Annotated in this window: 27 protein-coding genes, 2 pseudogenes and 1 other annotated feature; of the genes and pseudogenes, 12 read left to right on the top strand and 17 right to left on the bottom strand. The window is 70.0% G+C overall.

Translation table 11 applies throughout. The features are described 5' to 3' along the window. Nucleotides 1–3: 3 nt before the first annotated feature. On the bottom strand, nt 4–1,098 hold the full coding sequence (locus POD19_RS04280; protein ID WP_020626558.1) for a zinc-binding dehydrogenase: 1,095 nt from the start codon (nt 1,096–1,098) through the stop codon (nt 4–6). 175 nt (nt 1,099–1,273) lie between these two features. After that, nucleotides 1,274–2,284, bottom strand: a complete 1,011-nt coding sequence (locus POD19_RS04285; protein WP_144786657.1) for an IS481 family transposase — start codon at nt 2,282–2,284, stop codon at nt 1,274–1,276. A gap of 232 nt (nt 2,285–2,516) precedes the next feature. Here POD19_RS04285 and POD19_RS04290 point away from each other — a divergent pair, with 232 nt between their 5' ends. The 3 genes from POD19_RS04290 to POD19_RS04300 all read left to right on the top strand — a co-directional run bounded on the left by POD19_RS04290 (nt 2,517) and on the right by POD19_RS04300 (nt 5,201). Continuing rightward, a complete protein-coding gene (locus tag POD19_RS04290) occupies nt 2,517–3,524 on the top strand; it encodes an IS481 family transposase (protein ID WP_340309342.1) in 1,008 nt (335 codons plus the stop codon). A gap of 55 nt (nt 3,525–3,579) precedes the next feature. Then, nucleotides 3,580–4,374: a GAF domain-containing protein gene (locus tag POD19_RS04295; RefSeq protein WP_340309343.1), complete on the top strand. Its 795-nt coding sequence runs from the start codon at nt 3,580–3,582 to the stop codon at nt 4,372–4,374. A gap of 359 nt (nt 4,375–4,733) precedes the next feature. Beyond that, on the top strand, nt 4,734–5,201 hold the full coding sequence (locus tag POD19_RS04300) for a helix-turn-helix domain-containing protein (RefSeq protein ID WP_170721099.1): 468 nt from the start codon (nt 4,734–4,736) through the stop codon (nt 5,199–5,201). Between the two features lie 121 nt (nt 5,202–5,322). On the opposite strand, the gene POD19_RS04305 is transcribed toward POD19_RS04300, so the two are convergent. Both POD19_RS04305 and POD19_RS04310 read right to left on the bottom strand, forming a co-directional pair. After that, the gene (locus POD19_RS04305; protein WP_256748831.1) at nt 5,323–6,645 is read right to left on the bottom strand and encodes an MFS transporter; all 1,323 of its coding nucleotides are present in this window, start codon (nt 6,643–6,645) and stop codon (nt 5,323–5,325) included. Next, a complete protein-coding gene (locus POD19_RS04310) occupies nt 6,642–7,370 on the bottom strand; it encodes a class I SAM-dependent methyltransferase (protein WP_036339527.1) in 729 nt (242 codons plus the stop codon). Before POD19_RS04310 ends, POD19_RS04305 begins: the two co-directional genes overlap by 4 nt. Before the next feature lie 294 nt (nt 7,371–7,664). Here POD19_RS04310 and POD19_RS04315 point away from each other — a divergent pair, with 294 nt between their 5' ends. The 4 genes and pseudogenes from POD19_RS04315 to POD19_RS04330 form a co-directional block, all read left to right on the top strand. Beyond that, the gene (locus tag POD19_RS04315; RefSeq protein WP_144819249.1) at nt 7,665–9,014 is read left to right on the top strand and encodes an O-acetylhomoserine aminocarboxypropyltransferase/cysteine synthase family protein; all 1,350 of its coding nucleotides are present in this window, start codon (nt 7,665–7,667) and stop codon (nt 9,012–9,014) included. A 1-nt stretch (nt 9,015) separates the two neighbouring features. After that, nucleotides 9,016–10,326, top strand: a complete 1,311-nt coding sequence (locus tag POD19_RS04320) for a cystathionine gamma-synthase (RefSeq protein ID WP_144819251.1) — start codon at nt 9,016–9,018, stop codon at nt 10,324–10,326. Then, a complete protein-coding gene (locus tag POD19_RS04325) occupies nt 10,323–11,369 on the top strand; it encodes a putative oxygenase MesX (RefSeq protein WP_101966180.1) in 1,047 nt (348 codons plus the stop codon). The genes POD19_RS04320 and POD19_RS04325 overlap by 4 nt, the downstream gene beginning before the upstream one ends. Next, a pseudogene (locus POD19_RS04330) lies at nt 11,366–12,409 on the top strand (methionine synthase); the annotation flags it as partial. The gene POD19_RS04325 and the pseudogene POD19_RS04330, both read left to right, overlap by 4 nt. Before the next feature lie 2 nt (nt 12,410–12,411). On the opposite strand, the gene lysE reads toward POD19_RS04330, so the two are convergent. Next, a complete protein-coding gene (gene lysE, locus POD19_RS04335; RefSeq protein WP_101966178.1) occupies nt 12,412–13,026 on the bottom strand; it encodes an L-lysine exporter in 615 nt (204 codons plus the stop codon). A gap of 71 nt (nt 13,027–13,097) precedes the next feature. On the opposite strand from lysE, the gene POD19_RS04340 reads away from it, so the two are divergent. Beyond that, nucleotides 13,098–13,973: an ArgP/LysG family DNA-binding transcriptional regulator gene (locus POD19_RS04340; RefSeq protein WP_065572615.1), complete on the top strand. Its 876-nt coding sequence runs from the start codon at nt 13,098–13,100 to the stop codon at nt 13,971–13,973. A gap of 24 nt (nt 13,974–13,997) precedes the next feature. Here POD19_RS04340 and POD19_RS04345 read toward each other — a convergent pair whose 3' ends face one another. Next, a complete protein-coding gene (locus POD19_RS04345) occupies nt 13,998–15,068 on the bottom strand; it encodes a GNAT family N-acetyltransferase (RefSeq protein ID WP_144819253.1) in 1,071 nt (356 codons plus the stop codon). A gap of 540 nt (nt 15,069–15,608) precedes the next feature. After that, on the bottom strand, nt 15,609–16,103 hold the full coding sequence (locus POD19_RS04350; RefSeq protein WP_101966189.1) for a GNAT family N-acetyltransferase: 495 nt from the start codon (nt 16,101–16,103) through the stop codon (nt 15,609–15,611). Between the two features lie 103 nt (nt 16,104–16,206). Between POD19_RS04350 and POD19_RS04355 the strand changes: the two genes are divergently transcribed. Beyond that, nucleotides 16,207–17,454, top strand: a complete 1,248-nt coding sequence (locus POD19_RS04355; protein ID WP_101966176.1) for an IS3 family transposase — start codon at nt 16,207–16,209, stop codon at nt 17,452–17,454. After that, nucleotides 16,485–16,614 (top strand) — a sequence feature (AL1L pseudoknot). It overlaps the preceding gene by 130 nt. An 11-nt stretch (nt 17,455–17,465) precedes the next feature. Here the strand turns inward: POD19_RS04355 and POD19_RS04360 are convergent. The 9 genes and pseudogenes from POD19_RS04360 to cmtR form a co-directional block, all read right to left on the bottom strand. Continuing rightward, a pseudogene (locus tag POD19_RS04360) lies at nt 17,466–17,795 on the bottom strand (helix-turn-helix domain-containing protein); the annotation flags it as partial. Between the two features lie 160 nt (nt 17,796–17,955). Further along, complete coding sequence (locus tag POD19_RS04365; RefSeq protein ID WP_101966175.1) at nt 17,956–18,195, bottom strand: hypothetical protein; 240 nt, start codon at nt 18,193–18,195, stop codon at nt 17,956–17,958. Nucleotides 18,196–18,368: 173 nt separating this feature from the next. After that, complete coding sequence (locus tag POD19_RS04370) at nt 18,369–18,656, bottom strand: hypothetical protein (RefSeq protein ID WP_144819255.1); 288 nt, start codon at nt 18,654–18,656, stop codon at nt 18,369–18,371. A 3-nt stretch (nt 18,657–18,659) separates the two neighbouring features. After that, the gene (locus tag POD19_RS04375) at nt 18,660–19,076 is read right to left on the bottom strand and encodes a hypothetical protein (protein WP_144819257.1); all 417 of its coding nucleotides are present in this window, start codon (nt 19,074–19,076) and stop codon (nt 18,660–18,662) included. Between the two features lie 238 nt (nt 19,077–19,314). Then, nucleotides 19,315–19,563 carry an HTH domain-containing protein gene (locus POD19_RS04380; RefSeq protein WP_020626395.1) on the bottom strand — a complete coding sequence of 83 codons (249 nt, stop codon included), beginning with the start codon at nt 19,561–19,563 and terminating at the stop codon, nt 19,315–19,317. Then, nucleotides 19,560–19,901 (bottom strand): primase C-terminal domain-containing protein, encoded by a 342-nt coding sequence (locus POD19_RS04385; protein WP_081091281.1) that lies wholly within the window; start codon nt 19,899–19,901, stop codon nt 19,560–19,562. The genes POD19_RS04380 and POD19_RS04385 overlap by 4 nt, the downstream gene beginning before the upstream one ends. After that, nucleotides 19,898–20,437, bottom strand: a complete 540-nt coding sequence (locus POD19_RS04390) for a VOC family protein (RefSeq protein WP_101966174.1) — start codon at nt 20,435–20,437, stop codon at nt 19,898–19,900. The genes POD19_RS04385 and POD19_RS04390 overlap by 4 nt, the downstream gene beginning before the upstream one ends. Nucleotides 20,438–20,762: 325 nt before the next feature. Continuing rightward, on the bottom strand, nt 20,763–21,365 hold the full coding sequence (locus tag POD19_RS04395) for a cadmium resistance transporter (protein ID WP_017488125.1): 603 nt from the start codon (nt 21,363–21,365) through the stop codon (nt 20,763–20,765). Next, a complete protein-coding gene (cmtR, locus tag POD19_RS04400) occupies nt 21,362–21,721 on the bottom strand; it encodes a Cd(II)/Pb(II)-sensing metalloregulatory transcriptional regulator CmtR (protein ID WP_017488126.1) in 360 nt (119 codons plus the stop codon). The genes POD19_RS04395 and cmtR overlap by 4 nt, the downstream gene beginning before the upstream one ends. A 192-nt stretch (nt 21,722–21,913) precedes the next feature. Here cmtR and POD19_RS04405 point away from each other — a divergent pair, with 192 nt between their 5' ends. Beyond that, the gene (locus POD19_RS04405) at nt 21,914–22,486 is read left to right on the top strand and encodes a recombinase family protein (RefSeq protein ID WP_065573827.1); all 573 of its coding nucleotides are present in this window, start codon (nt 21,914–21,916) and stop codon (nt 22,484–22,486) included. A gap of 1,203 nt (nt 22,487–23,689) precedes the next feature. On the opposite strand, the gene POD19_RS04410 is transcribed toward POD19_RS04405, so the two are convergent. Then, on the bottom strand, nt 23,690–24,046 hold the full coding sequence (locus POD19_RS04410) for a type II toxin-antitoxin system RelE/ParE family toxin (protein ID WP_101966245.1): 357 nt from the start codon (nt 24,044–24,046) through the stop codon (nt 23,690–23,692). A 131-nt stretch (nt 24,047–24,177) separates the two neighbouring features. Here POD19_RS04410 and POD19_RS04415 point away from each other — a divergent pair, with 131 nt between their 5' ends. After that, complete coding sequence (locus POD19_RS04415) at nt 24,178–24,534, top strand: DMT family transporter (RefSeq protein WP_020626388.1); 357 nt, start codon at nt 24,178–24,180, stop codon at nt 24,532–24,534. After that, on the top strand, nt 24,534–24,857 hold the full coding sequence (locus POD19_RS04420; protein ID WP_144819320.1) for a DMT family transporter: 324 nt from the start codon (nt 24,534–24,536) through the stop codon (nt 24,855–24,857). The genes POD19_RS04415 and POD19_RS04420 overlap by 1 nt, the downstream gene beginning before the upstream one ends. The last annotated feature ends 219 nt before the right edge of the window (nt 24,858–25,076 follow it).

Genomic DNA, 25,076 nt, shown 5'->3' on the forward strand with positions numbered 1-25,076 from the left:
GCATCAGAACGAGGTGATGACGGAACGGATCACCTCGCCGTTGAGGAGCCGCTCGTACCCGGTATTGATCTCATCGAGGGAGATCTCCTGGGAGACCATGTGGTCCAGATCCATACGTCCCTGGACGTACAGGTCGGCGTACAGCGGGATGTCGCGCTGGATGTTGGAGGAGCCCATGGCCACCGCCTGCAGGCGTCGCTGTGCGAACAGCGAATCGAGCGAGGCGCCGAACTGGGCCGTGGTCCCGGGCGGGGCAATGCCGATCAGGTACGCGGTTCCGCCAGGTCCGAGAACGTCCTGGGCGAGTTGCTGGGTCACTGGCAACCCGATGGCCTCGAACGCGTGGTCCACTCCGGTGCCCGTGATCCCGAGGACCGCCTCGACGGCGTCCCCGGAGCCCGAGTTGACCACGTCGGTGGCGCCGAACCGGCGGGCCGCCTCAAGCTTGGAGTCGTCCAGGTCGATCGCGATCACGCGCTTGGCGCCGCATAGACGGGCACCGCTCACGGCATTGAGGCCGATGCCACCGACGCCCACGACGGCCACCGTGTCACCGGGCCGTACGTGGGCCGTGTTGATGGCCGCGCCAGCACCGGTGACGACCGAGCAACCGATGAGCGCGGCCTGCGGGAAGGGGATGTCCTCGTTGACAACGGCTAGCTGGTTCTCATGGACGAGTACCTGCTCGGCGAATCCGCCCACGTTGACGGACTGGGCGACGGGCGTGCCGTCCTGAAGTGTGAGGCGTGGCTTCTCCTCCGGCCCCCGCACCACAGCCTCCTGATTCAGGCACAGGGTGGTCTGGCCCGCGAGACACCGCGCGCAGGCCCCGCAGTAGGCGATCAGACAGGCGACGACGCGGTCGCCCGGCTTCAGGCTTGTCACGCTGGGGCCGACCGCGGCGACGACACCGGAGATCTCATGCCCTCCGGCGGCGGGCAGGGGCAGGCCGAAGTCGTGGTCGATGAGGTGCAGGTCCGAGTGGCACAGGCCGGAGGCCTTCACGTCCACCAAGACCTCCCGCCCCACCGGGTCGTCGATCACCACATCATGGATCTCGAACTTGCCCCCGACCTTCATTGCGAGCGCTGCGCGCATAATCGTTCTCCATTCACTAGGGTCGATTCCTGTCGCCTGAATATGACCTAGATCACATGTGGCAGAGTCAGGCTATGACCGGTGCCGTAGGGGCGGGGTGTGCAGTTCTGCGACACCCGCGGCGGCGGTGGCCCATCCTGACGGCGGGGGTCCTGGTGATGTGCGGACGGGCGGCCTAGGTGTAGGAGGGCATGACGTTGTTGACACGCACCGGGGCCAACGAGGCCGGAGGAGCCTCTCCGCAGGAGGTATGCGGCCGATGGTAGTTGTAGTGATTCACCCACACCTGCAGGGCCTCACGCCGAGCCCGCTCTGAGGAGTACGGGCGGGCGTAGAGGACCTCGTCGACCATCAGCCGGTTGTACCGCTCGACCTTCCCGTTATGGCGCGGGGTGTAGGGGCGGATCCGGTGATGCCGGCCCCCGAGAGAGACCACCTTCCGGGTGAAGTCCACGGCCCGGTAGTTGTTCCCGTTGTCCGTGACCACCCGGTCCACGGTGATGCCGTGAGCGGCGAAGAACGCGCGGGCCCGGCAGTAGAACCCGATCGTGGTCACCGCCCGCTCATCCTCCAGCGCCTCCGTGTACGCCAGGCGGGTGAACCCGTCGATCGCCGAGTGCAGGTAGGTGTAGCCGACCCGCTGGCCAGACCCCCGCTTGGAAGCACGCCCTGCCTCACTGTCTCTTCCGTGGGCGCGCCAGCCTCCCCCTTCAGGGATGCGTCCGATCTTCTTCACGTCCAGGTGCACCATGTGCCCTGGCCCCCTCGCGGTGATCCTCCGGGCCGGCTGCCGGCGGAGGTCTTCTCCGGCTGGGGTCAGGTCCCGTAGGCGGGAGATCCCGGCCCGGTGCAGCCATCGCCCCACGGTGCGAAGACACACCTGGTGGCCCTCGCCGACCAGATGGTGATGGATGCGCCGGGCGGACCACTTCTCGGCCCGGCGCAGGGCCTCCAGCTCGGCCACGATCGCGGGGTCGAGCCGGGCAGGTGAGCGATGGGGCCGGCTCGAGCGGTCTTGCAGTCCTGCCTCGCCTTCGGCACGGTAGCGGGCGACCCAGGTGGCCACCGTGGGCCGACTGACGCGGAACTCCGCGGCCACGTGGGACTGCGGGATCCCGTCGTTCAGGTGGCGGTGGACCATGCGCAGCCGGCCGGTGGGGGTCAGAGGTGCGTTAGCGTGAGTCACGAGCGGGCTTCCTTCCGCGGATGAGTGGATGTCGCAATTCCCATCCTGCGGGGCGGAGCCCGCTCGTCTCATCTCAGCCCGTGCCTCGTGTCAAGAACCTCATGACCCACAACACCTAGGTGTTGTGGGTCATGAGGTTCTTGCCACGAGGCGCCGGCTGAGATGAGACGAGTGGGCCTCTCCCGCAGGATGGAAGTTCCTCAACAACCCACCTGCCCGAAAAGACCCACTCATGACTCACGCTAACGCACCCCTGACCCCCACCGGCCGTCTCAGGATGGTCCACCGCCACCTGCACGACGGGATCCCACAGGCGCACGTGGCCGCCGAGTTCCGGGTGAGCCGGCCCACGGTGGCCACCTGGGTGGCCCGCTACCGCGCCGAGGGCGAGGCCGGGCTGCTCGACCGGCCCAGCCGTCCGCGCCGTTCACCTGCCCAGCTCGACCCGGCCCTGGTCACCCAGATCCTCACCCTGCGCCGGGAGTGCAAGTGGTCGGCCCGCCGGATCCATCACCACCTCGTCTCCGAGGGCCACCGGGTGTGCCTCCGAACGGTGGGCAGGTGGCTGCACCGGCTGGGCATCTCCCGGTTGCCAGACCTCGCGCCCACAGGTGAGGACCTGCGCCAACGACCCCAGAAGATCACCGCGAGAGGGCCGGGGCACATGGTGCACCTGGATGTGAAGAAGATCGGGAAGATCCCAGACGGGGGCGGCTGGCGCACCCACGGACGTGAAAGTGAAGCAGGCCGTGCTTCCAAGCGCGGGCCTGGCCGGCGGGTCGGCTACACCTACCTGCACTCGGCGATCGACGGGTACACCCGCCTGGCCTACACCGAGGCGTTGGAGGACGAGCGGGCGGCCACGACCGTGAGCTTCTACTGCCGGGCGCGGGCGTTCTTCGCCGCCCACGGCATCACCGTGGACCGGGTGATCACGGACAACGGGAACAACTATCGGGCTGCGGACTTCACCGCGAAGGTGGTCTCGCTCGGGGGCCGGCATCACCGGATCCGACCCTACACCCCGCGCCATAACGGGAAGGTCGAGCGGTACAACCGGCTGATGGTCGATGAGGTCCTCTACGCCCGCCCCTACACCTCAGAGCAAGCTCGGCGTGAGGCCCTGGCGGTGTGGGTGAACCACTACAACTACCATCGGTCTCATACCTCCTGCGGAGACGCTCCTCCGGCCTCGTTGGCCCCGGCCCGAGTCAACAACGTCATGACCTCTTACACCTAGGCTTCTCGACCGTGATGTGCATCTCAGAGTGGCCGCACGGGCGGGCATAACCGTCATGGTGTCGAATCGCCTCGAGACGGAATCCGGCTGGCGGCGGTCCCGGTTGCACGGGGTGCGCGCAGACGACACGCTGACCACTGCCACTCTCGACGTGCGGGCACGCGCGGCGGCACTCGACCATGCGGTCGCCACCACCCTGGCCGACGTGGCGCGTGATTTCGCCGGCCTTGACCTCTTCCTCTTTGCCTCCGACCGCAGCGGACGACTGATCCGCCTCGTGGGGCCATGGAAATCGGCGTTGGGGGAGCAGATTCGGCGGCGGGGGCTGGATGTGGGGGTCTGCCTGGCCGAGGAGGCGGCGGGGTTCAACGGGATCGGCGCCGCCCTTGAGCTGGGCCGAGGCGTCGCCGTCGACGGGGAGGAGCACTATCTCGACGCGTTCCGGGCCTTCTCCTGCTTCGGGGTGCCCCTCGCGCATCCGGGCGTCGGGCGCGTCCATGGGGCGCTCAGCGTGGTGACGTTCGCCGGGGCGACGCCGACGCTCGTGGAGGGCCTGGCCCGGCACCTCGGACGACAGATTGAGCAGGCGCTAGGCGCGGCCACGTACGCAGACGAGTTGCGGCTTCTGACGGAGTTCCGCCGCCTCACCCGGGGCCGGGGTAGTGCCGTGGTGGGCGTGGGTGAGGAGTCGATCCTCCTGAATGCCGCGGCGGAGCGGTTGGTGCGGTGTCTCGACGGATCGGAGCTGCGGGCCCTGGCGGTGCGAGCGCGGCGGGGGAGCTCGACGGTGGCGATGTGGGCGTGGCGGGGGGCTTCAGCGTCGCGGACGTGTCCGAGGCGTCTGGCATGACCCTGATGCGGTTGGAGAGGGCCGCGACGGAAACCACGCCGCGTCCCACGCCGGGGGCGGGGCGCGGGACCTGGGCTCCGGCCGTCGAAGCGGCCCGCGAGGCACGGGGCTCGGTGAGCGTGATCGGGGAGCCCGGCTCCGGCCGCACGGCGGCCGCCCGGAGGATCGCTGGCCCCGACGCCGTCATACTCGAGGTCGGCCGCGCCCAGACCCCCGAGGACACGACCTGGCTACGGGGGCTCGAGGCCCTCGTGCGGCGGCCCGGCCCGCCGGTGGTGGTTGACGACGTCGACGCGCTGGAACCTCGGCTCTTGCCAGGACTGAGACGAGCCCTCCGACAGGGGCGGTGCCGGATTGTCATGACCGCCCAGGTGCAGCCGACGACCGATGTCTCGGCCGTGCTCGCGTTGACGGAGCATCGCGTCCAGCTCTCGCCGCTGCGCCGTCGGCTCGCCGAGTTCCCGGCGTTGCTGGCGGCTATGGCGGCCCAGGTGCACGGCGCCTCGGCGCCGATGTTCTCCCCGGAGGCCGTGCGCGTCCTGGCGCAGCAGCACTGGCCGGGCAACCTGGTCGAGCTGGAGTACGTCGTGGGCCGTGTTGGGCGGAGGGCTGGGGGCGGCCGTGTGACGGTGGCTGAGCTGCCCGCATCACACCGTGGGGAAGGGACTGTCCCCCTCCTGGGCCTCGAACGGGCCGAGCGGGAGGCGATCATCGACGCATTGGAGTCGGCCGGCGGCAATAAGGTGCGGGCCGCCGCCGCGCTCGGGGTGAGCCGGGCGACGCTCTACCGCCGCCTGCGCACCCTGCGCATCACGCAGGAAGGCTGAGCGGGGCCAGCCGGGTGCCGGGCTGGACGCGCGGCGGGGTGGTCCCGCGCCGGGCCGACGTTCTCTACGCGGGTCGTCCTTATTCCGGACGGCCCGCGCAAGGAGCATCGGTCGCGCGGATTCAGCGCTCAGCCGTCCTCGGCCCGAGATGTCGCGCGGCCGGCACGACGGCGGCCAGCGAGACCACCGCCAGGACCTGCCACCCCGCGAGCGCCCAGCCGACCCCGAGCGTCGCCCCGAGCGCACCTCCCGCGAGGGTCGCCAGCGGCACGGAGCCCCGGGTGAGGGTGCGGCGCATCGCGGTGACCCGCCCGAGTGTGCCCTCGGGGCAGGCGCGGGCGGTCACGGCGGCCTGGGTGATGTTCCCGAGCAGGACCATGAACCCCCAGAGGGCGGCGCCGGCCAGCAGCCACGGCCCGGCATGAGCGCGGTCGGCGTAGGCCAGCAGGTGCAGCCCCACGGCCACGGCGCAGCCGACCGAGCCGAGGAGGATGCACCGGCGCTCGCCCAGGCGGTCGATGGCCCGGCCCGCCAGGGACGAGGCCGCCAGTGCCCCGACCGCACCGGCGGTGATCTGGACGCCCAGGAACTCCGGCCCGAGCCGCAGGTCGGTCAGGATCCAGACCGCCTCGACCGGGGCGAAGAGGGCCATGCCCACGTTGGCGGCCACCGACCCCATCGTCAGCAGCCACAGGACCGGGGTGCGCCGCAGCACCGTCCACCCCTCCGCGGCGTCCTTCCCGAACCGGGCCCAGCGGGACAGGACGTCCGCGACGCCGGGGTCCCCGTCGTCGTCCGGAATGTCCACCGCGGCGGAGGGCCGCAGCCGTACCCGGAGCGCGACGATCGCCGCCGCGAAGAGGAACGCCGTCGCGATGCCGAGCACGGGTCCCGCGCCCAGCGACCCGACGAGGACGCCCGCCGCGGCGGGCACGATCAACACGAGGGCGGCGTCGGCGGACTCGAGCCGCGCCGTCAGGCGGGCGACGGCGGTGGCCGGCACGACGCGCGGCACGAGCGCGGTCTGGGTGGTCTCGGCCAGCACCGTGAGCACGCCCAGCAGGGCCATGACGGCGGCGAGGTGACCGAACGTGAGCGCGTCGAACGCCCACGCCACGACGAGCGAGCCGAGCACCGCCGCCTTGGCGAGGCCGGTGGCCGCGAGCAGCCGCGGGCTGAGGTGCCGGTCCACCACGATGCCGATGGGCACGCCGAGCAGGAGGAATCCCAACCCGGAGAGCGTCATCAGCACGCCCATGCCGTCGGCGCCCACGCCGAGCAGGAGCACCGCCAGGACGTCCAGGGCGACGTCCGTGGCGGACCGGCCACCCGCGTCGAGGGCGTTGGAGGCGACCAGCCACCGCGCCCGTCCTTCCGGCGGCGGGGGCGTCTCAGCGTCAGGGGTGCGGGGGGCAGGCGTCTGACGACGCGGGTCCGTGCTCACCGCCACACGTGGAGCAGGTAGCCGTAGCTCAGCGACGTCGTTGCGGGGTGCTCGGCGAGCCACGCGTCGGCGACCCCTCGCTCGAACTCCAGCCGCAGGACGGCCTCGAGGTCGGCGCGGGAGTCGAAGGTCCACGAGCTCATGACCTCGCGGGTCTGGGCCCCGACGCCGGCCCACCACTCGCGGGCGTACGTGTCCTGGCCCTGCGCCGCGGCGTTCGTGCTCGCCCGCAGCAGCTCGGCGAACTGGCCGCGCTCGGTGTCGTTGTCGATCACCACGAGCGCGCCGCCGGGCCGCAGCACCCGGGCGACCTCGTCCAGGCCGGGTCGGACGTCCCAGCGCGGGTGCGGGAAGAAGTACGCGAACCGGGCATGCACGACGTCGACGCTCGCCTCCGGCAGCGGGATCTGCTCGGCCGAGCCGTACAGCACGCGCGCCCCGCCGGGGCGGGCGCGGGCGGCCCCCAGCAGGCGCACGTCCGGCTCGACGGCGATCGTCTCGGCCGCGTCGGCGTAGCGGGGCAGCCAGAAGCCGGTGCCCGCACCGAGGTCGAGCAGCGTCCGCCCGGCCCAAGGCGCCGCCTCCTGCAGCGCCGCCCAGAGGGCGCCCTCACGGTCCATGGCCGCGTTCTCTATCTCGTACAGCGCCGGGTCCACGCCCTGGTTGCCCGAGGGACGGAAGTCGGGCAGGCCCGTGGCCGGTCCGCCCGGTGTGCTCTGCGTCATGCCCGGGAGTCTGACACACCCCCCTCCACGCCGGTCCGTCACACGGGTCTGCCACGGCCCGCCGCGCCCCGGAGAGGCTCCGGCCGGTCCTGGATGGCGCGGTGGCGGCTCATGTGACGCGCGAGCCGGCCGCCCGCTGGACTCGCGGCGGCCCACCGCGTGGGATGGGCTCACCACCCATCCAGAGCGGCTGAGAGATCTGGCTCGACGACGCCGCAGCAACCCGCCCGCCGGACCCGGACCCCCGGGAACGGCAGGCCCGGTGCTACCGCCAGGACCGATGGAGGAGAGCAGATGCCCCGTCATGCCACACAGCAAGTCCACGCCGGCTACGAGCCCGCCGCGCCCCACCGGCCGGTCGTCCCGCCCATCCACCAGACCACGGCGTTCCGTTTCCCGGACCACGCCACGGCGGCATCGATGTTCCGGCTCGAGACCCCCGGCTTCACCTACAGCCGCACGGGCAACCCGACCGTCGCGGTGTTCGAGAACCGCCTCGCCGCGCTGGAGGGCGGCATCGGAGCGATCGCCACGGCCACCGGCCAGGCCGCCGTCGCGCTGTCCCTGCTGGCGCTGCTGCAGGGCGGCAAGCACCTGGTCGCCTCCAGCCAGCTGTACGGGGGCACCGTCGACCTGCTGACGGACACGTTCGCGGACTTCGGCATCGAGGTCACCTTCGCGGACCCGGCGGACCCGCCCGCGTGGGCCGCCGCGGTCCGGCCCGACACCCGCGCGTTCTTCCTCGAGGCCATCACCAACCCGCTCGCCACCCTCCCGGACCTGCCCGCGCTCGCGGACCTCGCCCACGCGGCCGGTGTGCCGGTGGTGGTGGACAGCACCCTCGCGACGCCGGCCCTCTACCGGCCGCTGGAGCACGGCGCCGACGTCGTCGTGCACTCGGCCACCAAGTTCCTCGGCGGACACGGCGCGGTGCTCGGCGGCGCGATCGTGGACGGCGGCACGTTCGACTACGGCGCGGCGCCGGACCGGTGGCCGCAGCTGGCCCGGCCCAAGGCCCGCTACGGCGGGCAGACGCTGGTCGAGCGGCACGGCCGTGGCGCCTACCTGACGCTGGCCCGCAGCAAGTTCCTGCACGACCTCGGCCCCACCCTCGCCCCCGCGAGCGCGGCGCAGTTCATCCAGGGGCTCGAGACGCTCGACCTGCGCGTGGCCCGCCACACCGCCACCGCGCTGGCCGTGGCCCAACACCTGGCCGGGCACCCCGCGGTCGCGCGGGTGCACCACCCCGGTGTGGCCGGGCATCCCAGCGCGGCGCTGGCCGCCCGCGACTTCCCGGACGGCGTCGGCTCGGTGTTCTCCTTCGACCTGGCCTGCGGCCCCGAGGCCGTGGCCCCGTTCCTCGACGCGCTCGAGCTGTTTCAGCTGGTGGTCAACGTCGGCGACGCCCGGTCCCTCGTCTCCCACCCGGCGACCATGACGCACTGTCGCCTGACGCGGCAGCAGCGCGAGGCCGCCGGGATCGCCGAGACCACCGTCCGGCTCTCCATCGGGCTGGAGTGTCCCGACGACCTGATCGCGGACCTGGACCATGCCCTGGCCGTGGTGACCGCCGCCGGGCCGGCCGTCCCCGCCACCACGCCCGCCGTCCCCGAGACCGCCGCCGTCACCCAGGAGGTGCGCTGAGATGACCGCCGTCCACCACACCACCCGCTCCGTCTCCCGTCCCACCGTCCGCGGCTTCACCACCACCGCCGTGCACGCCGGCCAGGAGCCCGACCCGCTGACCGGCGCCGTGGTGCCGCCGATCTACCAGACCAGCACCTTCGTGCAGGACGGCATCAACGTGCTGCGCGCCGGGCATGAGTACAGCCGCGGCTCCAACCCGACCCGGAACGGCTTCGAGACCCAGCTCGCCGCCCTCGAGCACGGCGACCGGGCGTTCGCGTTCGCCTCCGGGCTCGCCGCCGAGGACGCCCTCCTGCGGGCCGTGCTGCGCCCCGGCGACCACATCGTGCTGGGCGGCGACGGCTACGGCGGCACCCACCGCCTCATCACCACCGTCCTCGAGCCGTGGGGCGTGTCCAACACCCCCGTGGACATCACCGACCCGACGGCGGTCGCCGCGGCCGTCCGCCCCGGCCGCACCGCGCTACTGTGGGTGGAGACGCCCTCCAACCCGCTGCTCGGCATCGCGGACCTGGCCGCCTGGGCGCAGATCGCCCACGACGCCGGCGCGCTGCTGGTCGTGGACAACACGTTCGCCTCGCCCTACCTCCAGCGGCCCCTCGACCTCGGCGCGGACGTCGTGGTGCACTCCACCACCAAGTACATCGGCGGGCACTCGGACGTGCTCGGCGGCGCCGTGGTGGTGGCCGACCGCGAGTTCCGCGGCCGGGCGCTGGCCGAGGCGGTGGCCTACCAGCAGTTCGCCGCCGGCGCGGTCGCCGGCCCGCAGGACTCCTACCTCGCCGCCCGCGGCCTCAAGACGCTCGGCCTGCGCATGGACCGGCACGGCGCCAACGCCGCCGCGCTCGCGGGCTGGCTGCAGGGCCGCCCCGAGGTCGCTCAGGTCTTCTACCCCGGGCTGCCCGACCACCCGGGCCACGAGCTCGCCGCGCGGCAGATGGACGGCTTCGGCGGCATCGTCTCCATCCGGTTGGCCGGGGGAGAGGCCGCGGCCCGCGCGTTCGCCGAGGCCACCGAGCTGTTCGCGCTCTCGGTCAGCCTCGGCGGGGTCGAATCGCTGCTCTGCTACTCCTCCGAGATGACCCACGCCTCCGTGCGGGGCACGCCCCTGGCCGTCCCCACGGACCTGGTCCGGCTCTCCGTCGGCATCGAGGACGTGGCCGACCTGCAGGCGGACCTCGAGGCCGGCCTCGAGTGCGCCGCACGTGTCGCCGCCGGCCGCGGGGCGTCGTCGTCGTCCGCGGTGCCCCGTCCCGCACCCGCCCACCACCGCACCACCCGCGCTCGCACCCCGGAGAGGACCCGATGAGCCACGCCACCCTTGTCCCGAGCACCGTTCCCACCCGCGTGGACGACCTGACGTTCAGCATCCACACCACGCCGTTCGACGAGGACTACACGCCCGCCGCCAGCACGCGCGCCACCACGAACTTCGCGAACCTCGCCCGCGGCGCGGACCGGCGGGAGAACCTGCGCGCCGCCCTGGCCATGATCGACGGGCGCCTCAACGACCTCGCCCCCTGGGACAACCCGGAGCGGGACCGCTACACGGCGCGGATCGAGATCGTCTCGATCGACGTGCACTTCACCGCCGACGACGGCGCGGACGTCGACTTCCCGCTCATGGAGATGCTCGACGTGCGGGTGGTCGAGCGTGCGACGGGCGCCGTGCTCGGCCGCAGTGTGGGGAACAACTTCTCCTCCTACGTCCGCGACCACGACTTCTCCGTGGTGCTGCCCGCGCACGCGGCGACGTCGCCGGGGACCGAGGAGCCCGACGGCTTCGGTGACCTGCACGGGCGGCTGTTCCGGCACCTGCTCGACTCGCCGGCGTACCGGGAGCGGTTCCCGCAGCCGCCCGTGATCTGCATCAGCGTGTCCACGAGCCGCACCTACCGGCGGCTGACGAACGAGCACCCGGTGCTCGGGGTCGAGTACCGCCAGGACGCGCCCTCCCGCACGGACCGCTACTTCGGCCGGATGGGCCTGGGGATCCGGTGCTTCCTGCCGCGCGGGGCCGTGGCGCCGCTGGCGTTCTACTCGCGGGGCGACCTGCTCAACGACCACGCGAACCTCTCCCTGGCCGGGCTGATCGCCACCATGGAGACCTTCCAGCGGATCTACCGGCCGGAGATCTACAACGCGAACGCCGGGGCCGGAGAGGTCTACCGGCCGCGCCTGGACCACGGCGACTTCTCGCAGACCCGGATCGCCTACGACCGCGAGGAGCGGGCCCGCCTCGGCCGGGAGCAGGGGGAGTACACGCAGGAGCACTTCGTGGGACCGCACCGCGACCTGCTGGAGCGCTGGGCCGCCGCCCACGCCGCACGAGACACCGAGGAGACCCGATGACCACCCTGATCCCCACCACCCTCGTCGGCAGCCTGCCCAAGCCCGGCTGGCTCGCCGAGGAGGAGACGCTCTGGTCGCCCTGGAAGCTCGAGGGGGAGCAGCTGCGCGAGGGCCAGCTCGACGCGCTCGCCCTCGCCGTGGCCGACCAGGAGCGCGCGGGCATCGACATCGTCTGTGACGGCGAGCAGACCCGCCAGCACTTCGTCACCACGTTCATCGAGCACCTCGGCGGCGTGGACTTCGACCGGCGCGAGACGGTGCGGATCCGCGACCGGTACGACGCGAGCGTGCCGACCGTCGTCGGGGAGGTGGGCCGGCCGGCGCCGGTGTTCGTGGACGACGCGAAGGCCCTGCGCGCGCGGACGGACCGGCCCATCAAGTGGACCCTGCCCGGGCCGATGACCATGATCGACACCCTCGCCGACCGTCACTACGGCAGCCGCGAGAAGCTCGCGTGGGAGTTCGCGCGCATCCTCAACGAGGAGGCGCGGGAGCTGGCGGCGGTGGGCGTCGACGTCGTGCAGTTCGACGAGCCAGCGTTCAACGTGTTCTTCGACGACGTCCGCGACTGGGGCGTGGCGACGCTCGAGCGTGCGGCCGAGGGCGTGACGTGTGAGACGGCCGTGCACATCTGTTACGGCTACGGGATCAAGGCGAACAACGACTGGAAGGCCACGCTCGGGGAGGAGTGGCGCCAGTACGAGACGTCGTTCCCCCTGCTGCGCGAGTCCACGATCGACACGATCGCCCTGGAGCGGCACCATTCCCGGGTGCCGGCGGAGCTCATCGGGTTGCTGCGCGGCAAGAAGGTGATGGTCGGCGCGATCGACGTGGCGAGCGACGAGGTCGAGACGCCCGAGGAGGTCGCGGCGACCCTCCGGGAGACCCTCGAGTTCGTGGACGCGGACAAGCTGATCGCGAGCACCAACTGCGGCATGGCGCCGCTGGCTCGCTCGGTGGCGCGGGACAAGACGGCGGCGCTCGTGGCCGGCGCGCGGATCCTCCGGGGGAGCTGGGCGGGGAGTGAGGGGGCGGTGTCGGCTCACCCCCACACGCCGGAACCGGCGATGAGCCGGACCGCGAGCACCGCCATGACCACCGCGATCACCACGTCCACCACGCGCCACGCCTTCGGGTCGGCGAGCACCCGGGCCAGCAGGCGCGCGCCGTAGCCGAGCACGGTGAACCACAGCACCGAGGCGGCGACGGCGCCGGCGGCGAAGACCCACCGTGCGTCGGGACCGTGCTGGTTGGCGAGGCTGCCCAGCAGCACCACGGTGTCCAGGTAGACGTGCGGGTTGAGCCAGGTCAGCGCGAGCGTGGTGGCGATGACCGACCCCGCGGTGCGCGGCGCCTGCTCGGCCACGAGCCCCTGCGGGCGCAGCGCGGCACGCAGGGAGGAGACCGCGAACCAGAGCAGGTACAGGGCGCCGCCCCAGCGCAGCACCTCGAGCAGCCACGGCACGGCCTGCACGAGCGCGCCCACCCCGGCGGTGCCGGCCAGGATCAGCACGGCGTCCGAGGCCATGCACACCAGCACGACGGCGCCCACATGCTCCCGGCGCACGCCCTGGCGGAGCACGAAGGCGTTCTGGGCGCCGATGGCGACGATGAGGGCGAGTCCGGTGAGCAGGCCGGTGCCGGCGAGGGTCCACATGGGTGAGGACGCTAGGGCCCGGCCACGCCTGAGCCAAACGAAGAGAACTGCAGGTGCCTAAGCTCTGCTTCATGAACCTGGACCAGCTGCAGGCGCTGCGTGCGATCGCGGACGAGGGCTCGTTCGAGGCGGCCGCGTACGAGCTCGGCGTCAGCGCCTCCGCGGTCAGCCAGCGCATCCGCGCCCTGGAGCGGGAGGTGGGCCAGGTGCTGCTCCGGCGCGGCACACCCTGCGAGCCGACCGAGGCCGGCGTCGGCCTGGTGCGCGTGGCCCGGCACATGCGGGTGCTCGAACAGGAGGCGTGGGCCGGGCTGGGCCGCACGGCGGCCGGGCGCAGCGTCACCTCCCTGGCCGTGCCCGCCGACGTGCTGGGCACGTGGTTCGGGCCCGTCCTGGCGGAGGCCGCCGACTGGGACGACACGGTCCTCGACCTGCACGTCGAGGACCAGGACCACAGCGCCCGGCTGCTGCGCCGCGGCGAGGTGCTGGCCGCCGTCACCACGGAGCCGCAGCCGGTGCAGGGGTGCGCGGCGGAGCCGCTGGGGAGCATGCGCTACGTCCCGCTCGTGGCGCCCGCCCTGCTCGCGCGGCATGCGGCGGGCGACGTCGTCGACCTCGGCGCGATGCCCATGATGCGCTACAACGCGAAGGACGACCTGCAGCGCCTCGCGCTGAGCGGCGCCGGACTGGACGTCGCCCCGCCCACGCACCTGGCGCCGTCGTTCGACGGGTTCCACCGGTCCGTCCGGGCCGGCCTGGGGTGGGGGATGCTCGTGGACGCCCAGGCCGTCGAGGACGTGCGCGCCGGCCGACTGGTCCGCGTGCCCGGGCTCGACGACGTCCTCGTGCCCCTGTACTGGCAGGCGGCCACGCTGCCCGTGACGCGCCTGGTGCGGCTCACGCGGGCGGTGCGGGAGGCGGCCCAGCGGACGCTCGAGCGGGGGTGAGGCGGCGCCGCGGGTCGCGGACCGTCAGCGACGTCGCAGCGGTGCCGGCGCCTCCATGGACGCCTCGGCCAGCACGGGCCGGAAGCCCAGCGCCTCGTTGACGTCGAGCATGTGCCGGTTCTCCTCGGCGTTCCACGTGATGATCGCGCGGGCCCCGGGCAGCGCGTCGCGCACGGCGATGAGGTTCGCCGCCTTCACGCGCATGCCGAGGCGGTGGCCGCGGTGCTCGGGCAGCACGATGGTGTCCCATTGGTCGATGAGCCCGTCCGGGCGCGAGCGGGGCGCCACCAGCTCGCTCAGGGCGACGATCCGGCCGGTGGCACGGTGCCGCGCCACCGCGCGGAAGAGCCGCCCGGTCGTCAGGATCTGCTCGTCCATGCGACGCACGCGGGCTGCATCCCAGACCTGCTCCACCACGGTGCGTTCCCCGGAGGGCACGTCCGTGGCCATGCGGGCCTTGAGGACGGCGAGGTCGTCCTGCAGGGACGCGTCGGCCGCGCCCTCCCAGGCGTGGAGCTCGTAGTCCGACGAGACGCGTTCGGCCTCGGCCAGGGCGACGGCGGGGTCGATCCCCGGATCGGCGAAGTCATACCGGCTCACCCGCTCGATCTGGGCGAGCGCGAAGCCGTAGGACTGGGCGAGACGCACACCCGGATGCTCGGCGGGCACCGCGCCGGCGCCGTTGGGCGGGGTGAGCGCCCGTTGCCCGGCCACCGGCGGCGGCGTCAGCGGCCAGGTCTCGAAACGGGTGAGGCCGGCGGTGTCCAGGACGAGCCGCTCGGCCAGTGCCCGGCCGTGGCCGCGTCCGCGGTGCCGCGGGTGGACGTAGACGTTGAGGGCGGCCGCGTCAGGGTCGTCGACGTGGTTGATCAGGACACGGGCGTAGCCGACCGCCTCGCCGTCGACGTACGCCAGGTAGCGGCGCAGCGTGTGGTCGGTCTCGGCGGCGGCCTGGATGAGCGCGTCCGTGGGGGTCTCGTCCCACTCGGTCGTGCCGATCAGCTCGTGGTTGTACTCGTCTCCGAGCTGGCAGTAGGCCCGCCAGTGGGGGTCGTCCGACGAGGCGGGCAGGGGGAATTCGATGATGTCAGGCATGCGGTGACTGCTTTCTGAGGAAAGGGGTGGGCGCAGAGGCACCCGTCGAGCCGTGCTCGAGACGGGCGCGCGGGGAGGCCGGCGGTGGGTCGTCGGACCCACGGGGTCACTGCTGCTGCATCATGGGGTGAACTATGTCACGACGTGAACCGGTGGGCAAGGGTCTTTGTCGTCGAGATGCAGCGCAGGGGCCCCTGGCCTGCGGTGGGCTCGTGGGGCAGGGGCCCGAACCGCCCGGTGTGTCCGTTGTCGAGATGCAGCGCAGATTTCACCTGACGCGCGGGGAACTCTTCGCATATCGGGCGGGATCCGGTCGGCGGGAAAACCGGGTGTCCAGGTGGGCGCCCCCGCGCGCCCCGGGGATCGCCCGAAACGTACGGGCGGCTGCCGCTCTAGCGGGTTGGTTGTGGCGAGCCGTGCGGCGGGCTGACAGGGCCCGAGGTGGCGCACATGGCACATGGCGGGCTCCCTGGTCACAAACGACCGTTTGGGTCTGAAGCCGCAGATGAGCCAAGACGTGGGACGTGGGAGAGGTGCCGGTCATCCCCTGGTGGTCACTGGACCTTCCCATCGGACTTCGCCGTCCACGACTTCGTCGGTCGGACTCATTCCGATACGGCGCGCGACCGCGGCGGACGCCCCATGGTCGGGGTGGATATGAGCGATGACCTGTTTCACGCCCATCTCCGCAAGTTCAGCCAGCAGGAGAGCGGCGGCTGCTGAGGCGTAACCATTGCGCTGCCACGGTGCTCCCATGACCCAGGCGATTTCGGCGGGTTGGCCTGAGACCGGGATGGTGGCCTGGACGTAGCCGAGTGCTTTCCCGGAGGTCTCGAACACCACCAGGTGATTGATCCAGGTCTCGGTCCTGTCAGTTGAGTGGCCCCGACTCTGAACGGTGTATTGGCCGGTGAGCCCTTCCACGGTCGGCGGTTTGCCCCCGGTGTACTGGTAGAGGGCCGGGTCGGCGAGGACCCTGGTCATCTCGGGTGCGTCATCAGGGGACAGTGGTCGCAGGCGAATCCGTTCGGTCATAGGGGCAAGCAGAGCCCGGCGGTTTAGAGATGTCAACCAGCTCGTCGGTGCTGAATCGCCCCGGGTCTGGTGGAGGCTCTGATCCAACGGAAGGATGCAGAGCATGCCCGCACCACGGAAGTACCCCGACGAGCTCCGCGAACGCGCCACGCGGATGACGCTGGAAGCCCGGCAAGACCCCGCCACGAGGACCGGAGCGTTCCGCCGTGTGGGAGAACAGCTCGGGATCAATCCCGAGACGCTGCGCAACTGGGTCCGCCAAGCCGAGATCGACCACGGCCACCGCCCCGGAAGCACGACCAGCGAAGCCGCCCGGGTGGCCGAGCTGGAGAAGGAGAACCGTGAACTACGGCGGGCGAACGCGATCCTGCGCTCGGCGTCGGCTTTCTTCGCGGCGGATGCTCGACCGCCCACAGCGCTGATCGTGGACTACATCGACGAACACAAGCACGAGTTCGGTGTCGAGCCGATCTGCGCCACGCTGTCCGCGGCAGGCACACAGATCGCACCGAGCACGTATTACGCGGCCAAGACGCGCCCTCCTTCAGTGCGCAGCCTGCGCGATGAGCAGGTGCTCGTGGAAATCCGGCGGGTGCATGAGGCCAACTACGGGGTCTACGGGGCCCGGAAGGTCCACGCGCAACTGCGGAGGGAGGGCCTGCAGGTGGCCAGGTGCACGGTGGAGCGGCTCATGCGAGCCGCAGGCCTGCGCGGGATCAGCCGCGCGAAGGGACCGAGGACCACGGTCCCAGGCCGCGGCCCGGATGAGCGTCAAGACCTGGTGCAGCGAGACTTCACCGCGGCGGCTCCGAACCAGCTGTGGGTCGCTGACATCACCTACTGCCGCACTTTCAGCGGATGGGTGTACGCCGCGTTCATCATCGACGTGTTCTCCCGACGGGTGCTGGGTTGGCAGCTGTCGAAGTCGCTGCGCACGGACCTGGCCCTGGACGCCCTCGAGATGGCGTTCTGGACGCGTCAGCGTGCAGGCCACGACGTGGCCGGGCTACGGCATCACAGCGATAAAGGAGTCCAGTACGTCGCCGTGCGATACACCCAGCGGCTCGCCCAGGCCGGCGCAGTCGCCTCAGTCGGCACGACGGGGGACTCGTATGACAATGCCCTCGCGGAGGCGTTCAACTCGCTGTTCAAGGCGGAGCTGATCCGGAACAAGGGGCCATTCAAGTCCATCGAGGACCTGGAGATCGCGGTCGCGGAGTACATCGACTGGTTCAACCATCGTCGTGCGCACGGCGAGATCAGGCTGGTCCCTCCGGTCGAGTTCGAGGACGTCTACCATCATGAGAATCCCGTGCCGGCGCCTGCCGGGGCGGCACTTACGAGCCTCTAACAAACCCGGGGCGATTCAGTGCGCACCGCGCACCGGTAGCCGCGGGACTCAGCGAGCTCGTGAGCGATCCGGCGGGCAGTCCACTTGTGCTCCCGCCGCCAGGACTCGATGAGCTCGACAACCCAAGCTGGCACCCGCGTCGGCCGGTGCGCCGGGGCGCTGGAGGCGTCCTCCAGGCCGGCCGGGCCGTGGGCGTGGTAGCGACCGACCCACTTCGACAGCGTGGTCCGGGAGATCCGGAACTCGCCTGCAACGTGAGAGACCGGACGGCCACGGTGGAGGACCTCCTCCACGGCGCGACGACGTCCTTCGGGGGTCAGCGGGGCGTTACGGTGGGTCACGAACGGGCTCCTGATTGCGCGACGGTTGCTTAGACACCACCCATCGTGACAGCGGGGGCCCGTTCCTTCATGCCCACCCCGGTGTCAAGAACGTCATGACCCACAACACCTAGTCAGGCCGGGATTCGTTGCACTGTGCTGGGGGTGCAGGCGCAGGGGGTCAAGCGTCGGCGGAGGCGTCCGTTTTGGGGGCCTGGGGGGTGTCCGGGGTGCGCGGCGGGTCGTTCTTGTGGATCGCGTAATGAACGGCGCGTGTGCTGACGCCTTCGCGCTCGGCAATGGCGCGCATGGTCATGTCTTCGGTGCGCATGGCGCGGATACGTTCATGGAGCGCGGCGACCTTGACGAAGTACTTCTCGCAGGGCTGGGCAACCGTGCGCCGGAGCGGTCCGGGGTGCACCCCGGACCGCTCCACGAGGACGCGGGAGGGCCATTTGGGATTGGCTGGAGCTGGGTAGTCCGTGCCAGTGTGAAAAGTAGTTCAATTCTTCATAAGAAGTGAACTAATCACAGGAGGGGGTGGGGTCACAAAGCTAGAAGCGAGGCTCTCAATCAAAGCGACTATAATATTCGTCATTCTGATTTTTCTTCTAGCTTCTTTTCGAGCTTATTCTTCTTCCTGTTTAGGCGCCACCAAGAAACTGACCCCTTGAGCTGGAGGGCTCCAAGTTCGTCGAGGGATGGGAGCCCCTTGTCAGACAGCCTTTTGGAGACCTCTGTCTTGTCTGCTCCTTGCATCGTTGCAATGAGTGCGTGCGCTTCCTTGACTGGAGCGGATGCTAGAGGGTGGGTGGAGAGTTTCGCGTTGACTGCCCTTAGCTCCTCTTCAAGGGCTGAGCGGGAAATGCCTCGGAGTGGCATAGGTCACTTTCCCCTCAGGCAGGCAAGCGCAGCCCGTCCTCCTGCGGCGAGAAGCGCCTCAGGGGTCCCCCGAACCATGATCTGGGTGATCTGAGGCCCATTGAGACCGATTCCCATGAGGCACCTATAGACAGCCCAGGGCAACGCCTGCGTTTCGGCTACTTCCGGGCCGGTCTTCTTTTCCTCGATTAGAAGATCAGAGAAGTAATCATCCCACTCGCTGGATGTGCTTCCTTGATTCTCGAAGTCGCCGGGAAGCGAGGCGGCGGCTGCGTACCCGTCTGTTGCTTGAGGGGTGAAGGCGGGCTGGGCCGCCCAGGCGGTAGCCCCGAAGTTGCTGATGGTGAGGGCTCCTACGAGGGAAAACGCGGCCCCGGACTGGGCTAGACGAGAGAGGCGCGGTCGATGCTTGTCGGGCACGAGAGTCTCCTTCGAGTGGATGTGACGCGCCCCACCATACTGTGCGTTCTCTATGCACCGCTATTGCTCTCTGATCCCTCTCGCTCAAGAGGACCTCTTCCTGGGCGATGCTGATGGCCGGTTGGCGTTCATCGCGGCCCTTAGGAGCTCGCACTTTGGAGTAGAGCACGTTTCCGTGTCAGAGCCTTCTGATGTCGCTGGTCCTCCGTTGAGACGCTGAGGGGCTTTCTTGCTAGTCTCAGTCGTCCTTGTGGATCGCGTAGTGCACCGTCCCGACGGTGACGCCTTCCTTGGCGGCAATGGCGCGCATGGAGAGCCCTTCCGCGCGCAGGGCGCGGATGCGTTCATGGCGCGCGGCGGCGTCCGCCAAGTAGTCCGCGCGTTCCTGGGCGACGGTGCGGCGGATGGTGCGCGGCGAGACTCCGAATCGCTCGGCTAGTTCGCGGGCGGTCTGCTTGCGCTTGGCGCGTGTAGGTGTGCTGGTCATGCGTCCTCTCCCACGATCAAACGGGCACGCTCCTCAACGGCGTTGCGTCGCTTCGCTCCGCTCTGGCGGCCTCTGAAGGCTTGGAGCGTGGACAGGGACGCCTGCTGGACGGTGCGGGCGTCTGTCCAGCCGTAGAAGCGCGTGGTGACCCATCGGTGAATGCTGGCGGCGATGTCGCGGGCCTCATTGGCCGGGAGTGGCTCGGAGAAGGCGGCGTTGAGCTCGTGCACGTGGGCGAGCACGGCGGCGTAGTAGTCGCGGCTGTCTTCGGCGGTGGCGTGCTCGTGGCGCTGGCGAATGCGTTTGGCCTCGCAGGTCCGCGGCGTCGGGCTTCTCAGGCATGCACCTCATTGTCCTGCCTGACGGCGTCGGGGGCGGTGATCCCCATGGCCTCGAGGTTCTGTGCCGTGGCGCTGGCCGGATCGAAGGGCTTGGTGGCCGTGAAGACCACGCGTGCCTTCTCGGGGGCGATCACTTCAAGGTCACGCGAACCCCAGGGCGTGTCCACGGGCTCGCCGACTGCGCCGACACCTGCGGCGCGGCACCGTTGCTCGAGGTCATCGATCTGATCCAGCAGACACGCGAAGCTGACGCTCATGGCCGGCGCCTCCTGCTCCAGGGTGACGGGGGTCGGCACCAGCAGGACGTCCTGGAAGGCCCAGCGGCGCAGGTGGACCAGCTGACCGGGCACGCTGAACAGCTCGAAGAAGTCGAGCCCTTGCGTCCAGAAGTCCACCGAGGCGGTCAGGTCTGATGTGGGGATCGTCACGAACGAGGGCATCCGGTAGATCCCCTCGAACCGCTCCGGGGCGGTGGCCTCAGGGCCGGGGGCGAGGACAGGGCTCATCTCGACTGCGTTGTAGTAGTTGCTCATGCGCCTCAGCCTGGGCCCTCACGTGAGGTGAGGGTCAAGTGGGGTCATAGGGCCACCTGGAGCGCCGGCTCTAGCCGCCAGTGCGGGAGAAGGGTCGCACCCCCTCCCGCCGAACGGCTCGGAGGCCCGCTCCCGTTCGTGTCCAGTCGGGTATACCCCTTTACACGCCCTGCCCTGTGGCTTCGTTCGCTTGGTGGCGGGGTTTTTGCAGCGCTCCGTGGCGGTCTTGTTGCCGCGATCACGCAGGACTGGCTGCAGGTAGGTGTCGCGGTCTGAACCGAGAGGGGTGCGCCCGGTCGGGGCCGTTTGGATCGCTGCCGCTACGTCAGAGTCCGAAGGCTCCGCCGCTGACGAGGATCACGATGCCGAGGCCGATGAGAACGATGGGGAAGAGGACGTGCTCCCAGCGTTCGAGCACTTCGGCGATCGGGGGGCGGGTGGCGACGAACTTTGCCAGGGCCACCAGGACCGCGACGAGCGCGAGGAAGACGATGCAGTAGGCGACTACTGCGAGAGGTTTCACGCTGAGGAAGACAGGGGTGTAGACGCCGATGTTGTCGCCGCCGTTGGCAAGGGTGACGCCTGCGACTGTCCACACGCCGACCTTCTTGCCGGCAACCTTGGCCTCGTCGTCATCGTCGTCATCGTCTCCGCGCCAGGCCTGCCATGCGGCCCAGAGGCCGAGGCCCAGAGGGATGAGACCGAAGTACGGGATGGCTGCCGAGGGCAGGAATGCTCCGGCGCCGATGGTCACCAGGACCGCGGCACCGAGGATGCCGGCGAATCCGAGGTACTGGCCGGCCAGAATGCGGGCGGTAGTGCCGCGCTGGCCTGCCCCTCGCGCGAAGAAGAGGGAGAGCACGATGATGTCGTCGATGTTGGTCGCTGCGAACAGGCCCATCGCCTGCAAGACCGAGGTGAGGATCATGCGCCCTCCCCAGCTGCGTCGCATCCGGGAAGCGAGCAGGCGGGATCGATGCACGGGGCGTCTTCGTCCACTGCCAGGGTGGCATCGACCAGTGCCGTCAGCGCCTGCGCCAGGTGCGAATCGGCGATCTCATATCGTGTCCGACGACCCTCGGGCTCGGAGACGACGATCCCGCAATCGCGCAGGCATGCCAGGTGGTTGGACACGTTCGGGCGTGTCAGGTCCAGATCTCGGGCCAGTTCCGCCGGGTAAGCGGGATGGTCGAGCAGGGTCAAGATGATCCGGGATCGAGTGGGGTCGGCCAGTGCACGACCCAGGCGGTTCATCACGTCGAGACGCGAAGCAATAGTCATCATGGACTGAACTATACAGCGCGAACTGAACACTCGGTCACAGGCGTCAGCCCAGATCGCATGCCCGTAAGGGGATCCTTCGCCGTACGTCGAGCGAGCTCAGTCCTCGACGACGTCTTGTGAGGGATCGTCATGTACGCAAGACCCGTACGGTGACGTGGGCGGTGAGGGGAGGGTAACTGCAACAATGGGGACATGCATGTCGGCTACGCGCGCGTCTCGACTCTGGAGCAAGACCTCTCCGCCCAACGGGAAGCACTCGAGCGCCTCGGAGTCGAGAACAAGGACATCTACTTCGACCACGGCCTGACGGGAACGACCCGCGCCCGGCCCGGGCTGCGCGAAGCGCTGGCCGCGACCCGGGACGGCGACACCCTGGTGGTGACCAAGCTCGACCGGCTGGCCCGCTCGCTCCCGGACGCGAGGGACATCGCCGACGAGCTCACCATCAAGGGAGTGGCGCTCAGTCTCGGAGGCAGCGTCTACGACCCCAACGACGCCGTCGGCCGGTTGCTGTTCAACGTGCTCGGCATGGTGGCCGAGTTTGAGGCGGACCTCATCCGCCTGCGCACCCGAGAAGGCATGGCCATCGCCAGATCCAAGGGCAAACTCAAAGGCAAGAAGCCCAAGCTCTCGCCCTCTCAGCGCAAGCACCTGCTGACGTTGCACGCCGCCGGCGAGCACACCCAAGCCGAGCTGGCCGAGCTGTTCAACGTCTCCCGCACCACCATCTACCGCGAGCTGCGCCGCACCACGACCGACACCTGACCGCGCCTGCACCGCCACTGAGCGATCACAGAAACCCGCCACCAAGCCATCACATCCACAGTGGGCGGTTTCCGATTGCTCACGTACCTGCCGCGTTGGCCTGACCGGCTCCCTGGCCGCACGGCGAGGCCTCCCCGGGCGTCCGGACAGCCTGGGTGCGGGGCGGTTTGAGTGCCCGCGGGAAGTGGACACGGCGAGTATTCCCGCCATGGCGTTGGGTTGCCCCCGGCGCACACCGCCACCAGGACTCCTGAGCCGTAATCCGCTCCACCCAGCTGGCTGGCACCCAGGCGTTGAAGGTCGACCCTCGGGGGTTGCCTGCCCCAAAGTGCGCATGTGCGCGGTTGACCCAGCAGTGGGCACTACTGCTTAGATGCCCTCGCGTTCGTGCACGCGAGGGCATGCCTCGGGCGTACGGGCACTCGAGCTATCGCCGTGGGGGGCGGGGGGCACTGCCAGGGTTGCAGCTCACCGTCGCGTGACAGCAGCCCCATCACCCTGGGCGTGGGCACGTAAAGAAATGGTGTCGCAGATAACTGCCAGGCTAGAGGCATCCCCTCCATAGATATTTGACAGTATCCGCCCTGCCTGCGGTCATGTGCTCGTCTCATGTGAGACTGTCAACAGATCGACCGATTGTGCCGAGTATCGGAGCGAAGCCTCACTGGGTGGGCGGGTGTGGCGGTCGTCGCGCCTCCGGAAGGTGGTCATCTGCGGCACGGTGGGCTTCAAGGTTCAGCGGCATCTCGTTGTCATGCCGGGGGTGCGTGGACCAGCTGGCGACGTGCGGGGTTTGCCCCGTTGCCATGGGGGACTGCCCTCGGCGGGGCAGGGGTGGAGGGCGCCGTGCACAGCTGCTGAAAGGCGAGGGAGTGCGGGTCGATGCCCTCTCGAATCGACCACGTCCCCTAATGCTCGACGAGGACCTTGTCGGCCAGGGTGTCCAGGTCGTAGTTGATGGGGGGTGGGGCCGAGGTTCGGGGGCAGGTGGGGGTGGGGGCCGAGGTTCGGGGGCAGGTGGGGGCCAGGAGCATCTACATGACGTCAGGGCGGGCCGAGGAGCTGTTCATGGGGGTCCTTGCGTGCGGGGACCGCTGGGCGGTGAGCTGGTCGAGGGTGTGCATGGGGGCTCTCCTGGGTGCTGGGGGTGAGATGTAAGCAGTGCTGGTCTCAGGGGTGCTGCTCAGGTTCACGGTTTCGCTCTTAAGCACCGGGTGGGGTGCTGCGGAGCGCGTGGAGGTGGGCGTCGAGGCGTTCCTCGGCCAGGGGGATGTTCGTGGCGTACCACTTCTTCCAGGCCCCGGCCTTGTCCCCGGCCACCAACAGGATTGCCTGCCGGCGGGGGTCGAAGGCGAAGAGGATCCGGATCTCGCTGCGCCCGCTCGAGCCGGGGTGCAGCTCCTTAAGGTTCTTGTGCCTGGAGCCGGTGAGTGTGTCCACCAACGGTCGGTCCAGGGTCGGCCCGGGCTTGCTGGCGAAAGTTGTTGTCAATGACTGCTGAAACGCGAGCAGGAATCGACACCTGAAAACCGAGCAGGTGGGCCCAGCAAACAGCGGCATGAGCGCGTGTATGGCGGTGCATCCACGAAGCACGCCTCTCGGAAACGCGGGGACACCAGCGTCCAGCCGGTAGAATCATGAACAGACACGGCCGAGCCGCATGCAGGCGCTCGCCCCTTCCAGGAGAGACCATGACCAAATGGTTCCTGCTCGCCGGCGCCGTCGGTAGCGAAGTCATCGCATCGCTGTCACTCAAGGCAGCACTCACCCACCCCGCGCTGTACGCGGTCGTCCTGCTGGGCTACGTCTCAGCCTTCACCTTCCTCACCCTGGTACTGAAGCGCGGAATGGCCCTCGGTGTCGCTTACGGCATCTGGGGCGCGTTGGGTGTCGCCGCAACGGCGGTGCTGTCCGCCGTCCTGTTCGACGAACGGATCACGGCCATGATGGGGATTGGGATCGCCCTGGTGATCGCCGGCGTTCTGATGGTTGAACTGGGATCGCACCATACCCCCGACACCGACGAGCAGCAGGCGGGGGCAGCGTGATGCAGTGGCTATTCCTAGCCGGGGCCGTCCTGTCCGAGGTGGCTGCCACCCTGTGCCTGCGTGTGGCGGCCGCCGGCCGTCGTGGGTTCTACGCGGCCGTGGCCGTCGGTTACGTGCTGGCCTTTGTCTTCCTGACCCTCGCGCTGCGCGTCGGGATCGGGCTCGGTGTCGCCTACGGGATCTGGGCCGCCGCGGGGGTTGCCTTGACCGCGATCGCGTCCCATGTCCTATTCAAGGAACCCCTGACCCGCACCATGATCTTGGGGATCTTGCTGATCATGGCCGGTGTGCTGGTCATCGAAATCGGTTCCAGCTCCCACTGACCTGCGGCGGTGGCCGCGCCGCGCACTCATCGCCAAGGTGGTGATGTCACGCGCAACGTCTGATCGTGGCCGATCGGCGCGGACCAGTGGGGTGCCACCTTCCTCCGCGCCGGTTTAGTGACTAGCGTGCGGCGCATGAGCGGGGGTGCGCAGTCCGTCAGCGTCCGTGTGCACGGGGACTCGATTCTGGGGCAGGAGTGCCTGAAATCCATGATGTGG

Source organism: Micrococcus sp. GPGPB33 (assembly GCF_037853785.1).
GTDB classification, from domain to species: Bacteria; Actinomycetota; Actinomycetes; order Actinomycetales; family Micrococcaceae; genus Micrococcus; species Micrococcus luteus.